Origin of the sequence: Maribacter chungangensis (assembly GCF_042676845.1) — a bacterium.
Classification (GTDB): Bacteria; Bacteroidota; Bacteroidia; order Flavobacteriales; family Flavobacteriaceae; genus Maribacter; species Maribacter chungangensis.
Window position 1 is genome coordinate 1,261,087 of the sequence record NZ_JBHTHY010000003.1, and the last position, 12,310, is coordinate 1,273,396.

Annotated in this window: 18 protein-coding genes; 3 read left to right on the plus strand and 15 right to left on the minus strand. The window is 34.9% G+C overall.

The annotated features are described in order from the left end of the window. Window positions 1-11: 11 nt before the first annotated feature. The 13 genes from ACFQZJ_RS05300 to ACFQZJ_RS05360 all read right to left on the minus strand — a co-directional run bounded on the left by ACFQZJ_RS05300 (window position 12) and on the right by ACFQZJ_RS05360 (window position 6,259). Window positions 12-182 carry a hypothetical protein gene (locus tag ACFQZJ_RS05300; RefSeq protein ID WP_379932818.1) on the minus strand — a complete coding sequence of 57 codons (171 nt, stop codon included), beginning with the start codon at window positions 180-182 and terminating at the stop codon, window positions 12-14. Next, the gene (locus ACFQZJ_RS05305; protein WP_379932820.1) at window positions 179-352 is read right to left on the minus strand and encodes a hypothetical protein; all 174 of its coding nucleotides are present in this window, start codon (window positions 350-352) and stop codon (window positions 179-181) included. Before ACFQZJ_RS05305 ends, ACFQZJ_RS05300 begins: the two co-directional genes overlap by 4 nt. Before the next feature lie 16 nt (window positions 353-368). Further along, window positions 369-527: a hypothetical protein gene (locus ACFQZJ_RS05310; protein WP_379933135.1), complete on the minus strand. Its 159-nt coding sequence runs from the start codon at window positions 525-527 to the stop codon at window positions 369-371. 144 nt (window positions 528-671) lie between these two features. Continuing rightward, complete coding sequence (locus ACFQZJ_RS05315) at window positions 672-839, minus strand: hypothetical protein (RefSeq protein ID WP_379932821.1); 168 nt, start codon at window positions 837-839, stop codon at window positions 672-674. A gap of 1 nt (window position 840) precedes the next feature. Then, entirely contained in the window at window positions 841-1,161 is a 321-nt protein-coding gene (locus ACFQZJ_RS05320; RefSeq protein WP_379933137.1) for a PhzF family phenazine biosynthesis protein, read from the minus strand. Window positions 1,162-1,230: 69 nt separating this feature from the next. Further along, window positions 1,231-1,683: a pyridoxamine 5'-phosphate oxidase family protein gene (locus ACFQZJ_RS05325; RefSeq protein ID WP_379932823.1), complete on the minus strand. Its 453-nt coding sequence runs from the start codon at window positions 1,681-1,683 to the stop codon at window positions 1,231-1,233. Then, window positions 1,674-2,117: a VOC family protein gene (locus ACFQZJ_RS05330; protein WP_379932825.1), complete on the minus strand. Its 444-nt coding sequence runs from the start codon at window positions 2,115-2,117 to the stop codon at window positions 1,674-1,676. The genes ACFQZJ_RS05325 and ACFQZJ_RS05330 overlap by 10 nt, the downstream gene beginning before the upstream one ends. Before the next feature lie 10 nt (window positions 2,118-2,127). Continuing rightward, entirely contained in the window at window positions 2,128-2,493 is a 366-nt protein-coding gene (locus ACFQZJ_RS05335) for a cupin domain-containing protein (RefSeq protein WP_379932827.1), read from the minus strand. Between the two features lie 20 nt (window positions 2,494-2,513). Next, a complete protein-coding gene (locus tag ACFQZJ_RS05340; RefSeq protein ID WP_379932828.1) occupies window positions 2,514-2,984 on the minus strand; it encodes an OsmC family protein in 471 nt (156 codons plus the stop codon). After that, entirely contained in the window at window positions 2,965-3,471 is a 507-nt protein-coding gene (locus ACFQZJ_RS05345; RefSeq protein WP_379932830.1) for a MarR family winged helix-turn-helix transcriptional regulator, read from the minus strand. Before ACFQZJ_RS05345 ends, ACFQZJ_RS05340 begins: the two co-directional genes overlap by 20 nt. Window positions 3,472-3,546: 75 nt before the next feature. Further along, window positions 3,547-4,245, minus strand: coding sequence for a LytR/AlgR family response regulator transcription factor (locus ACFQZJ_RS05350; protein ID WP_379932832.1), 699 nt, complete (start codon window positions 4,243-4,245; stop codon window positions 3,547-3,549). Between the two features lie 23 nt (window positions 4,246-4,268). After that, on the minus strand, window positions 4,269-5,273 hold the full coding sequence (locus tag ACFQZJ_RS05355; protein ID WP_379932834.1) for a S41 family peptidase: 1,005 nt from the start codon (window positions 5,271-5,273) through the stop codon (window positions 4,269-4,271). Continuing rightward, window positions 5,270-6,259, minus strand: coding sequence for a sensor histidine kinase (locus tag ACFQZJ_RS05360; RefSeq protein WP_379932836.1), 990 nt, complete (start codon window positions 6,257-6,259; stop codon window positions 5,270-5,272). The genes ACFQZJ_RS05355 and ACFQZJ_RS05360 overlap by 4 nt, the downstream gene beginning before the upstream one ends. A gap of 214 nt (window positions 6,260-6,473) precedes the next feature. Between ACFQZJ_RS05360 and ACFQZJ_RS05365 the strand changes: the two genes are divergently transcribed. Genes ACFQZJ_RS05365 through ACFQZJ_RS05375 form a run of 3 tightly spaced genes read left to right on the plus strand, consistent with a single transcriptional unit; the run spans window position 6,474 to window position 10,261 of the window. Further along, on the plus strand, window positions 6,474-7,817 hold the full coding sequence (locus tag ACFQZJ_RS05365; RefSeq protein ID WP_379932838.1) for a serine hydrolase domain-containing protein: 1,344 nt from the start codon (window positions 6,474-6,476) through the stop codon (window positions 7,815-7,817). 28 nt (window positions 7,818-7,845) lie between these two features. After that, window positions 7,846-8,709, plus strand: a complete 864-nt coding sequence (locus ACFQZJ_RS05370) for an ABC transporter ATP-binding protein (RefSeq protein WP_379932840.1) — start codon at window positions 7,846-7,848, stop codon at window positions 8,707-8,709. A gap of 1 nt (window position 8,710) precedes the next feature. Continuing rightward, the gene (locus ACFQZJ_RS05375; RefSeq protein WP_379932841.1) at window positions 8,711-10,261 is read left to right on the plus strand and encodes a hypothetical protein; all 1,551 of its coding nucleotides are present in this window, start codon (window positions 8,711-8,713) and stop codon (window positions 10,259-10,261) included. A gap of 525 nt (window positions 10,262-10,786) precedes the next feature. Here the strand turns inward: ACFQZJ_RS05375 and ACFQZJ_RS05380 are convergent. Continuing rightward, window positions 10,787-11,722 (minus strand): FAD:protein FMN transferase, encoded by a 936-nt coding sequence (locus ACFQZJ_RS05380; protein WP_379932843.1) that lies wholly within the window; start codon window positions 11,720-11,722, stop codon window positions 10,787-10,789. Between the two features lie 120 nt (window positions 11,723-11,842). Then, a complete protein-coding gene (locus ACFQZJ_RS05385) occupies window positions 11,843-12,304 on the minus strand; it encodes a VOC family protein (protein ID WP_379932844.1) in 462 nt (153 codons plus the stop codon). Between the last annotated feature and the right edge of the window lie 6 nt (window positions 12,305-12,310).

Sequence of the window (12,310 nt, forward strand, 5' to 3'; positions counted from 1 at the left end):
CGAGTCTTTTTTTATCCAGTTCCTTGAAAATCCGTTCCATACCATGTCCAGCCGATTTCGCTTTTTAGACTGGATTCATTCAGATAACCGTATCTGGTGCTGCCTGCGATTTTACTATTTGCTTTATCGATAATGATAAACGAATAGCAGATGCCCTTGTTTTTATCGGAAATGGTATTCAATACATAATTTCGAAATCCGACTCGGCATTCATGTTCGTGCCCATATAGCTCCAAATTTCTTTTTCAAAGATGATGTCTTTAAGCTCCACATTTCTTGGATACTCAAAGGGTAACAGTAGAACCGAGTCGTTTTCTAATTGTACTTCTGTGTTTAGAATTTCTATTTTCATCAGCGTTAACTTTTCTTCAGATACTTAGCTCTCCTTTTAAAACTATTTGAGCCTCACTTTTTATCAGTAATTTAGAAGCACTAATTAACTCTACTTCCAGAAATCCAGTCCTTTTAGAGCATTGAAATGAATTCATTTTCTTTTTGTTCAATCGATTACTCCAATATTTTGTTATGAAGGTATGGGTACCTCCTGTTACAGGGTCTTCATTTGTGCCGCTCCAAGGTCAAAAGTGTCTTGATTCAAAATCAAAATTTGTTCTTTGAGAGGGCGCGGTTATCAATACTCCGTTTATGGAATCATGTGAGCGCTTTAGTTTTTAAAAATCAGGTGATAGATTTTCTAATTGTTGACCACTTTCAATTTCAAGAAGTAGGATTTTTGTTTCTTTATTGAACACACTATGTATAATGGTTTCAATACCAAGTGCTTTTAATAATTCATCAGGTACATTTTGTGATGCAGTTTCATAAATTGGGAATTCCATTTCAATTTTTACTCCACACTTTCAAATCATTAAATCCAAATTTTGGATATTTAAAATGTACTGTATTTATTTTTGGATTAATTTCAAAAAGAACTTTTGAAGCAGCTAATGTTGCGTGCCCACATAGTGGAATTTCCATCACTGGCGAAAAATAGCGGATAGAATATTTATCCTGATTTTTTATTTGTGTGATAAATGCTGTTTCTAAAAGCCCTAATTCTTTGGCAATAGTTTTCATTTGTTCATCCGACAGGGTTTGATTTAATAAACAAGCACTAGCTGGATTACCCTTGAAGGGCTTATCTGTAAAAGAATCAACTATTTAAGTTTCTATGGCATACTTCATTTTTATGAAATGTTTGGTTAATTCCGTTGCTCATATTGTGGTCGTTTATATACGATATGCTTTTTTCGCGCTTTCAATTTGCTCATTCTCGGTTGTTTCTGGATAGAGCAGATATCTGGGTGCAATTATGGGCTTTACGTTTTCTATATTAATTATTGTAACTGTATTAAATGGATATCTGCCCGCTGTCATTTTAGTCAGTACTTTTTTTATCTCCAAGAATTCAGGAGCGTTTGAATTTATAATTTCTGCACGTCCTTTTATCTGATATCCCTTTTGAACTAGGATGTCGATAAAACTTACACATACGCTTTTATGAGCTTTAATATTCTTAACAGTTTGTGGGGATGCGATGTTGGCAATGATGATTTTATCTTTCTGATAATACGTAAATATCTCTTTGGGTGAGACATTTGGAATGTTTTTGGTTGATATCGTTGCCAGCCAGCATAGAACGCTTTTGTCAATTGAAGCCCTTATCTCTTTTGTTAGTTCCATTGTTGTAATTCAATTAAGTTTCCTTCTGGGTCTCTGGCATAAACGAAAGTAATTTCACCAACGCCTTTGACTTCTTTTTTGGTGATTATACCTTGGGTTTGGCCACCATTTTGGATGATACGCTCTAGTATTTGTGCCACATCTTTAACCTCGAAAGCTATATGCCCGAAACCTCTTTTATTGGGTAGTATAGGTTCCTGAGGTATGCCGTTTTGATATTCGTAGATTTCAAGCGTTGGCCCGTTTTCACAATACCCGGGAAGCAAGAGGTGAGCGCCCTCTAGCTTGGCGTTTTTTAGACCGGTACCCTTGTCTAACCATTCTCCTGATTGTTTCCTGATAGGAGGGACTAGTTTACAATCTAAAGTTGAAATGTAAAAATTTGCAAGCTTTTTCCAGTTGACACTTACAATATTGGTATGGGCAAATCTCATCGCTGTATTATTAAATGGTGTTTGGGTCAGAAACTGTAAGACTATTGTTCACATTTCCTGTGTTCAGGGTAGCAGCGGGTTCAAAAAGTAGTACATGCACTTCCTCAGGAGCGTATGGCTTATGTGATACACCCTTAGGGATAACCACAAACTCCCCGGCTTGTAGATAAAGCGTTTTGTTATTCAGTTCGATATATAATTCTCCATCGATGACATAGAACAATTCATCTTCATTTTCATGATGGTGCATTACGAACTCACCTTTGAACTTGGCCAGCTTCACGAGTTGATTGTTCAATTCACCTACAATCTTTGGCGACCAGTAATCGTCAAAGCTGCTGAATTTGTGTGTAATGTTTATTTTTTTAATCTCCATGTTGCTATCATTTGAAGCTGTTAATGAACCGTTGTTTTTGGAACATGTCCTATTTTGAAATTACACGAATTCGCGATAAAGCACATTGTATTGGCCTCTTCATGAAGTTCAGTGGCTTTAGCGATCATTTTTGCATCCTTTACTTTTACTTGAGGGTTTAGTGTAACTGCAATAAAACGACCGCCTCCGTTTTCATCTTCGCTCATGACTCCTGTCGCCTTATCTAAGTATTCGGTGACCGTAATCCGATTTATGGCACATAGATGCAAATACCATAACATGTGACACGAGGCTATAGATGAAAGAAAAAGTTCCTCTGGATTGTATCGGGAGGCATCGCCTAAAAAGGATGGGTCAGAGAAACCCATAATGGGGTGTGCTTTACCGTCTACATGAACTGTATAGTTTCTATCGTAAGAACGATAATTAGCTGTACCATGGCCTTTATTCCCTGTCCATTCCAGCGCGGTTTTATACTGATGTTTTTTCATTTTTTTCATTTATCAATTCGTTGGCGATACGCTCGCCAAAGGATGCTTTTTCTAGATTAGCCTCCAGCTGTTCTAAATGCTGCATAATCTCCGTATTTTCATTGAGAAGGTCCAGGGTCACTTTTTTCCCTATTTCCCATATTTTCGCAAATAGAGGCATCGCGTCCTCTGCTTTTTTTGTTAGATTGAATATGGTTTTCCTTTTATCAAAAGGGTCTTTTAAACTCTGCAGATACCCTTTGTCTATCATCTTACCGGTCATGGTCATAACAGATTGATGGGTGAATTTTAATCTGTTAGCTATTTCCATAACAGAAATATTAGGTTGTTCCCTAACAATCCATAACACCAAATACCAATTAGGTTCTGTATCCATGTCAAGATTACGATACATGGAGCGAAGGCTATGGGACATTTTATCGCTGATGCGTTTTAAACGTGTATCAAGGTTGGCATAGCCTAATTGTCTAATTAAATCATCTTCCATAGCCTAAATGTATAATAAATATGATTAATTACCCAGTTAACTGCGTAATTAATGTAATAAAAGGGGAATTGTGTTTTAAATCCTATCTAGGATTATTTTTCGGTACGACTTGCCAATAGGTAATTTGGTTTCGTTTTGCAATACCACCTGATTGCCATCAATTAATTTAAGCTGGTCAAAATTAATGGCAAAGGATTTATGAATTCTTAAAAAGTTACTTGGTAGTTTCTCCAAAAACTCGGTAAGCGTTTGTGGGGTGAGTACCATAGCATCCGTAAAAATTTTGATGTAATTACCATACGCTTCTATATGGGTAATCGCTTTTAAATTAAGTTTAATGATTTTCTTGTCGCTTTTTACAAATAGCGTCTTAGTGGTGTCCTCTTTTGTAGTTTCAGGTAGTGTAGGGTTAGGTTGAACTAGTTGCTGTACTTTTGAAATTGCCTTTAAAAAACGTTCCAAAGAAAAAGGCTTTAATAGGTAATCGGTCACCGATAATTCAAAACCCTCAACAGCATATTCCGGATATGCCGTGGTGATAATTACATATGGTTTTTGCTGCATGGTCTTTAACAGACTTAACCCGGAAAGCTTGGGCATATTAATATCCAAGAACAAAACGTCTATGCTGTCTTTTTGTAGAACCTCCATAACTTCAAACGCATTGGCACAGCTTGCCACCAATGACAAGTATGGAAGATTGGCAACATAGCTTTCCAATATTTGACGGGCAATGGGTTCATCGTCCGCAATAATACAATTTAGGGTTTTCATTAAGTATGGTTTTGTTGAAAAGATTACTGGTTAAGCCAAGTTATTGCATATTTGATTTGATTGTCATTCTCCGTAGGAATATCATGTTGGAATTCTATAGCAACATCAACCCCAACATTTTTATCATACCTATTTTTATTGCGGTCAATGAAAATATCCTGCGAAATTACCAAAGCTAATTCATCACTTACTATATCGTACCCATTACCTGTTGTGTAACCTGCGGTTTCTTCACCTATAAATTTGGTGTTAGGCCTACCTTTTAAAGTAATGGCTAACATCTCACCAGAACTAATGGTATATCTACTTAATAATACAGCGACTTTTTCACTTGGAAGAATATTTGGTTCCGTATCCATTTCACAAGCTAGTCTTTCATAATTATAAAACTGACCTTGTTTAATGGTATAATCGCGAATTACGTTATGTGCATTAATTGCTCCGCCAACAAAACCCTCCCCAATTAAGGGTGCAATGCCTGAAACCATAGGTTCAATATTTCCCCCGCCATTAAATCGTAAATCAACAATCCATTTATTTACCCCCTTATCTTTTAGTGTCCTGAGTCCATTTCTAATGAAATTCGCCTGTTCTTTTACGTCTCCCGGTCCGATTCCAACAATTCTCAAACAACCTACCTTGTTTTCTAAAAGCTGATATGAAAATTCAGCGTAGACATCATTAATAACAGTATTAATAAATTCAGCATCTCGTTCACGATGTTCATTTTCAACGCTTCCGGTATACCGTACAACAAGAGCATGATTTTTTATTGACCGAAACTGACCGTGTTTATCACCTATGCTATTAATTAGAAACTGCAGTCCTTCTTTTAAACTTTCTATATTGGTTTTGTCTTTTGTTAAGGCAATGAATTCTTGATTTACCTTTTTCCACTCGACCTGTTTGGTGTATAGTGATGTTTCCTTTGCTTTCTGAACAATAGGATGCCATTCAATTTCCTTTTTTTGAGAATTGGCACAAGATGAAATTAATAATAGAACTATAAATTTAATTAGGATTTTCATCTTTCTTTGGTATTGTAGATTCTTAACGAAACTGAATAATGTCCTTTTGTTGATTCTATTTTTAGGTTATGTTTATTAGGGTAAAGTAGCGCCAATCTTTTTTTTGCATTTTTAAGACCAATACCACTTTTTACCATTTCTAGATTAGCTTCTGATTTAGGATTTGTAGCTATTGAATTGGAACAGCTAAATTCCAATACATCGTTATCTTGTTTTATCTTCACTTCAACGCTACTATATTCTCCTCTGATAGCGCCTAAATGTTTAAAAGCATTTTCTACGAACACAATCAGCAACATGGGCGCGATTTGGGTTCCGGAAAAATCACCTTTTTTAATCAAATTAATATCCGTTTTATCTTCCAAACGTATTTTTTCTAATGCAATATAATTTTCCAGATAGGTGAATTCCTTTTCAAAAGGCACTAATACTTCTTTTGTTTCATAAAGGCTGTAGCGTAATAAATCCGATAATTTTAGCATTAGCCCAGGTAATTTATCCGATTTTATTACAGAAAGGCCATAGAGGTTATTTAAGGTATTGAACAAAAAATGAGGATTCAATTGTGCTTTCAACAATTTCAGCTCTGCTTCTTTTTCTTGTTGACGTCTTGTAAAACTGTCTCGTGCAATTTTTATCGTCGATGCAAAAATAAGGGCCAACACCATAATGCCAAAAAAATTAAAGTATCGGCTCCATGCAAAAGCAACTTCGCTTACATTGTTTAGTATTGCTACAGAGATACCGGTAAATACTAAGGTGTTAAAAAGAAATAAGGAAACGAATATGCTCGGTGATTTTTTAAAAAAGGGCAGGATATATAAGTTATTGACGTACACTGGCGGTGCCAACAAAACGATAGCGAATAAGGAAGCCAACACCCTATTATCATTCTGTATCGCCGTCATAAAGATGAGAAACAGAAAAAGCCAAATAAAGAGGTTCTGGGCTATTTTATGGTCAATAAATGTATCAATTTTAGACATTTTTAGGCTGTATTGTAAGTTTCAAAAGTAGCTGTTATCCAAACACTACCCATTTTTAAATGGCAAGTGCTTCAAATTAGATGACCAATGGCCATGTTTTCATGATATCCGTACATTTTTGCGCTTATCATTTTAGTACATACGTTGGTCATTCTTATTTTTTAAAGCTGGTCTTTCATCTCATTTTTGAAGTCTAATCTTTAAAACAATAGATATGAAAACCAAAAATTCAATCAGCATCCTTTTAGCGCTACTTCTTAATGTAACGGTGTTTTTTTCTCAAGAATCCAGTCTAGAATCAATTGCCTCAAAATACCAAAGTTCCTTTAAAGAGAATAATCAGGGCGTAGGAATACTCGTCAAACGAGATAACGAAGTGTATACTGCTAGTATTGGAAACCATAATTTAACTGAACATAGTGTTTTCAATATTGGTAGTGCAACAAAAACGTTTACCGCTATTTTAATTTTACAAGAAGTTGAAAAGGGAAACATTAAGCTTACTGATACTATAGGTACGTATCTTGACCCCATTCCCAATATAGATGGCACCCTTTCCATAGAACAGTTACTTGCACATGAAACTGGTTTGGATGAAGTTATAAGTAGAAATATTGAAGACATTTTTTATGCTAAAAACGATGTTCTTTATCAAGATGAACTATTACAGCAAGTAGGAGAAAATAATCCTGATATGGTCGGGAAATATGACTATTGCAATACCAATTATTTTTTATTGGGTAGAATTATTGAAAAGTTGACCGACCAAAATTACTTTGATGCAGTTCGTGAGCGTATTATTGAGCCACTTCAATTGCAGCACACCTACCCTTATGTGCATAAAAACTTGCCCAATTTGGCAACACCCATGCACGATGATAAAGATGTAACAGAGTTTTTGGACTATAGATATTTTGCCAATATAGCTTTTGCTGCGGGTAGTGTGGCTTCAACCTTGTTTGATATGGAAGTGTTTTATACAAGCCTTTTTGAAACAGAAAAACTACTAAAAAAGGAAACGTTGGCGCTGCTAATGGAATCCGGTAATGAGGTATATGGTCTAGGAATTTTTAAACCGAATCCTAATGAAGGAAACTACTACGGGCATGGAGGTAACAACATTGGCTATTCTTTTAGAAACGGTTATAATCCTGATACGAAAAATCTTTTTATGATTTTCTCCAATTCGAGAAAAATTCCAAAAAGTGAAGTGATTAACTTCGACTTAATTACTTTTTTAAACGGTAGGCCCATTGTCCAATTTTCTGCAATAAATATTGAAAACTTTAAAGACTACACCGGCACCTATCTTTTGGCGGAGGCGAATCTAGAATTCGTAATCGAGTTGGATGGCAAAACAATGTATTTACTGGTTCCTGCACAAGATGCAAAAAGTGAGCTAACGCAAAAGAATAAAACTACCTTAATGGATACATCGGTCGGTGCAACTTTTAGCATTATCGAAGGTGCTGAAGATCGTTTAAAATTTGAGCAAAATGGATTTTCAACAGAAATAGTAAAAGTAACTTCTCAAAATACTAACTCGGAACAGAAATAATTTAGGTAACCATCCAAATACATTACTTATGAAACTTACTATTACCAATGTGTCAAAACGATACGGAAATTCAACAATTGGGCTTAAAGATTTTTCTATAACGATGCAAAGCGGAATCTTAGGACTCCTGGGTCCAAATGGTGCAGGAAAATCGACATTATTGAAGATGATAGCTACCGTGAGCACCCCTACCGAAGGTCTTATCTGCTTGAACAAAAATAACATCATAAAAGACCCCAATTATATGCGGCGGCAGTTGGGATTTTTACCTCAAGATTTTGGGGTATATCCGAACCTTAACGCTATTGAATTTTTAAAATATATGGCGGCAATAAAAGGGGTAGGAGGGGTCAATATGAATGAGCGCATAAATAAACTTTTAGAAGGGTTAAACCTTATGGAGGCTGCTAAGAAACCAATTGGTTCATATTCTGGAGGTATGAAACAAAGAGTTGGTATCGTGCAGGCGCTTCTCAACAATCCCAAAGTGTTAATTTTCGACGAGCCCACAGTGGGTCTAGATCCAGAAGAACGGGTTCGTTTTCGGAATTTAATTTCAGAATTGGCAAATGATAGCATCGTAATTCTTTCCTCCCATATCGTATCGGACATAGATACCATTGCGGATAAAGTGGCTATCATGAAAAACGGTAGTTTAATTACCCATGGGAATCAAGAAGATATAATAAACCGGATACGCGGAAACGTATTTGAAACCATAATCCCAAAGCCAGATTTGAATGCGTTTAAATTGGAACATACCGTAGTAAGTACAGCTCGTAAAAAAGGGCAATTGGCCGTCAGATATCTCAGTGATGAACCTATTGCCAATTCAGTTCCTAAGGAAGCAAATTTAGAGGATGCCTATTTATACCTAACTAAAATCAATTAAGATGAAACATTTTTTAGCTATTGTAAAATATGATTATATCCAGCGTACAAGAACCTACTCCTTTTTGATTACGTTATGTGCTAGTTTGGTAATCGCCTACACGTTTTTGCCTGCACCGGATGCCGGTTATTCTACCATTAGAATTTCAGATTATGTTGGGTATTATAATTCTTCTTGGGTCGGGTATATAACCGCAATTTTAACTAGTGTTTTTTTGTCGCTACTTGGCTTCTATTTGATAACGGGGAGCATAAAAACCGACAATGAAACACGGGTAGGGCAGATTATCTCTACAACACCGATTACAAATTTTATTTATCTACTCGCGAAAACCAGCAGTAATTTCTTGTTGCTAATTACGCTTGTGGCTATAATCTTTTTAATGAGTATTGGCCTATTTTTTTTATATGCTGATAGCTTCTCGTTTGAACCATTGCAATTTGTCCAGCCCTACCTAATCATTGCAGTTCCTACTATGGTTTTTATTTCGGTTTTGGCACTAATTTTTGAACTGATTTTCGGAAAATACACTATAGTTCAAAATGCTTTGTTCTTTTTTCTTTTCTCCGCAATAATGTTGTATACTCCAAAAACGAAGGTTCAGCAAACCTTAGATGTGTTTGGTAGTAAGCTGGTTACTCAACAATTGGAACAAACGGTAAGGGAGATTAAAAATACCGACAACAACGAAGAGTTAGGAATAGGATACATAATAAGTAGTAACCAAGAAACAAAATATTTTCAATTTAATGGAGTTGATTTTTCAACGCATTACGTTTTAGGTCGTTTAGCGCTAGTGGCATTGAGTTTTTTAGTTCTGTTTTTAGTGTCTCCTTTCTTTCATCGTTTTAATGTATCAGAAAGAAAAGTAATGAAAAAGAAGAAAACCCTATTGGAAAAACAGCCAATCGTACAAGATATAAGTATAGGTGATTTAGCTATTATGAGTAAAAATTATAGCATTCTACCATTGTTTAAAACAGAATTTTTGATGCTGATGCGAAAAGGAAAATTTTGGCTATGGCTGTTTAATATAGTAGGAATGGTCTTGTTAATAGTACTTTCAGTTGATGTTGCGCATCAAATAGTACTTCCTGTATTGTGGTTTTTACAAGTACATCGATTCTCTGATATTACCACTAAAGAGACGACGAATGGAATGCACTACTATGCCTTTTCGTCTTATATGCCCCTGCGTAGGTTGTTGATGGCTCAATTGAGCTCAGCTGTTGTCTTAATGCTGTGTCTTGCGTTACCTTTATTAATACGATATGCAGTATTTATGAATGTTCAAGCACTCATGAATGTAGTTTTAGGAGGTTTTTTTATAGTGCTTTTAGCCGCTATTTCAGGTTTGTTGAGTAAGGGTAAAAAACTCTTTGAAATACTGTTTTTCTTACTCACTTATGCGAACCTAAATAAGGTTCCATTATTGGATTATTTTGGTGGATATCTCCAAACAGATATATATTCATTAAAGCTTTTTACATCAGTTTTTCTGCTTATTGTAGCTACTTTTTTACTAAGAAAGTGGAAGCTTTACAATAATTAGTGGTTTATAGTATTCAGGAAGCTTACAAGTAATCTATGATTTTAATTGGTATAAGAACCATTGAATCATAACGATTGTAAAAAAGGTAAGTGGGAGAGAAAAAATTGATGCTAATCCAAATAATTTCACAATGAGAACAAAACTAGACAGATTGTTTTTAAGTCTTTTAGTAAGGTTCTTCCCAATCTTACCTTTTATAAATGTTTCTCAAAGAAAATGTTTTTTCTGGCTTACCAATTTTATTTGAAACGAAACCCAATTAATTTGCTACAGATAACTTATATCCGCTTTATTCATAATTCCAGGATAGAACGCTGATAATTATCGTGTACAATACCAACGCGGTTTGCAGTACTCAATAGTAAAGTTATTTTTTCGAACAGAAATCCAGGATACATTATGCTGAACAGCAACTTAAATAATTCATTTGTAACCAAAACCTTTGCAAATCCTTGTGGCGTGTTAGATTAACTGCCTTTAAGCAAATTTTTATATACTTGTTTTGGAGTGTAATTTATCTCAGTTTTATTCAATAATTAGTTTTTTAAATCCAGCTGTGATATATGTTTTAGTTTGCCCTAAAGAATCCAAATAGACCAAGTAAGCCTCTATATTCTCTAAACTAGGTATCATTTTTTTAGAGTTATCAATTCCCATTGCCATAAATGTGGTAGCGTACCCATCTGCAATAGCACAAGTTTCCGCAATGACGAAGGCACTTAAAACATCCCCTTGTTCGGCTTTCCCGTTTAAGGGATTAATGGTATGCACATATTTCTTATTTGTTAAAGAATCCACTCTATACTTTCTATAGTTACCTGAACCCGCGATGGATTTATTAATAAGTTCTATTCTTGCCACGGAAGTTCTATTATTTATTTGTGATTCAATGCCTTCAATTCCAACTGTCCAATTCATATCGTAAAACAAATGTTTTCCATGTGTTCTAATTTCTCCACCAACTTCCACTCTTAAGTTTTTAATTCCTTTACTTTTAATATATGACACAATCCTATCAACTGCATAACCTTTTGCTATTGAGTTAAAGTCAAGATAAATAGCTTTGTTTGTTTTGTAAACCTTTCCATTAGGTAGTAGACGTACTTTATCGAAACCTACATAATTCATCATAGAATCCAATTTTAAGTCTGTTATTAATTTAATTGGTTTAGTATCCCCAAATCCATAAGCATTTCTTAAAATACCAACTGTTGGATCAAAATATCCATTTGATTTTTTATGTATTTCCTTAGATAGCTTAAATACGTCTTGGAATAATATATCTGTGACTATGTTTGAATTACCTCTATTAATCTTAGATATTTCACTTTCTGGTAGATATGTGCTTAAAGAGTTATTGATTGAGTCAATAACAGAGGCAATTCCTTCTTCAATTTTGATAGTATCTTTAAAATCATAATATTCTATCCTATATGTCGTTCCAAAGGCCAGTCCGTTCAATGTAACGAGTTTTTGCATACCGGTTGTACAGCCTGAGAAAAATAGTGTCGACAGGATGAAGATTAAATATCTCATTTATAATTGTTATTATAAGTTTTCGGTGTTGTATTCTAGTGTTGTTTAGCTATTAGTTTCTAACCATTCTTCGTAGGACATAACTAAACTTCCTTTTTCAGGACTGTATTTTCCCGGTAATTTTCCGATGAATTCTAAATAATGACCATCAGGGTCAGAAAAGTAAATAGCTATAGCAGGAATATTGGCAAATACCATCGGCTTTTTAGAATTATCACCTAAGAAATTCCAAAAACCAATGCTGTGTGACTCAAGAAAATCAAGGGATTCATTCAAAATCCATTCCCAGTCACACTCAAAAGCAAAATGTCTCAAATCAATTTCATCTTTTGGTTTTTCCCAAATACCTAAGAAGGACTGTCTTGATTTTTCTCCTATCCAAAATAAGGCAGCTCTACGTTCTTCCTCGTAAAGAAATTGTTCAAGCCCTAAAACATTGGTGTAGAAATCTATTGAGCGCTCCAGATTTTCAACAAACAAATGGGTTTCAAAAAGTCCTTTTATCATAAGTGT

Bases quoted from the DNA above. Each gene is read 5' to 3' on its own strand.
- ACFQZJ_RS05305 (WP_379932820.1), bottom strand. From the start codon at position 352: ATGAAAATAGAAATTCTAAACACAGAAGTACAATTAGAAAACGACTCG.
- ACFQZJ_RS05315 (WP_379932821.1), bottom strand. From the start codon at position 839: ATGGAATTCCCAATTTATGAAACTGCATCACAAAATGTACCTGATGAA.
- ACFQZJ_RS05325 (WP_379932823.1), bottom strand. From the start codon at position 1,683: ATGGAACTAACAAAAGAGATAAGGGCTTCAATTGACAAAAGCGTTCTA.
- ACFQZJ_RS05330 (WP_379932825.1), bottom strand. From the start codon at position 2,117: ATGAGATTTGCCCATACCAATATTGTAAGTGTCAACTGGAAAAAGCTT.
- ACFQZJ_RS05335 (WP_379932827.1), bottom strand. From the start codon at position 2,493: ATGGAGATTAAAAAAATAAACATTACACACAAATTCAGCAGCTTTGAC.
- ACFQZJ_RS05340 (WP_379932828.1), bottom strand. From the start codon at position 2,984: ATGAAAAAACATCAGTATAAAACCGCGCTGGAATGGACAGGGAATAAA.
- ACFQZJ_RS05345 (WP_379932830.1), bottom strand. From the start codon at position 3,471: ATGGAAGATGATTTAATTAGACAATTAGGCTATGCCAACCTTGATACA.
- ACFQZJ_RS05350 (WP_379932832.1), bottom strand. From the start codon at position 4,245: ATGAAAACCCTAAATTGTATTATTGCGGACGATGAACCCATTGCCCGT.
- ACFQZJ_RS05355 (WP_379932834.1), bottom strand. From the start codon at position 5,273: ATGAAAATCCTAATTAAATTTATAGTTCTATTATTAATTTCATCTTGT.
- ACFQZJ_RS05360 (WP_379932836.1), bottom strand. From the start codon at position 6,259: ATGTCTAAAATTGATACATTTATTGACCATAAAATAGCCCAGAACCTC.
- ACFQZJ_RS05365 (WP_379932838.1), top strand. From the start codon at position 6,474: ATGAAAACCAAAAATTCAATCAGCATCCTTTTAGCGCTACTTCTTAAT.
- ACFQZJ_RS05370 (WP_379932840.1), top strand. From the start codon at position 7,846: ATGAAACTTACTATTACCAATGTGTCAAAACGATACGGAAATTCAACA.
- ACFQZJ_RS05375 (WP_379932841.1), top strand. From the start codon at position 8,711: ATGAAACATTTTTTAGCTATTGTAAAATATGATTATATCCAGCGTACA.
- ACFQZJ_RS05385 (WP_379932844.1), bottom strand. From the start codon at position 12,304: ATGATAAAAGGACTTTTTGAAACCCATTTGTTTGTTGAAAATCTGGAG.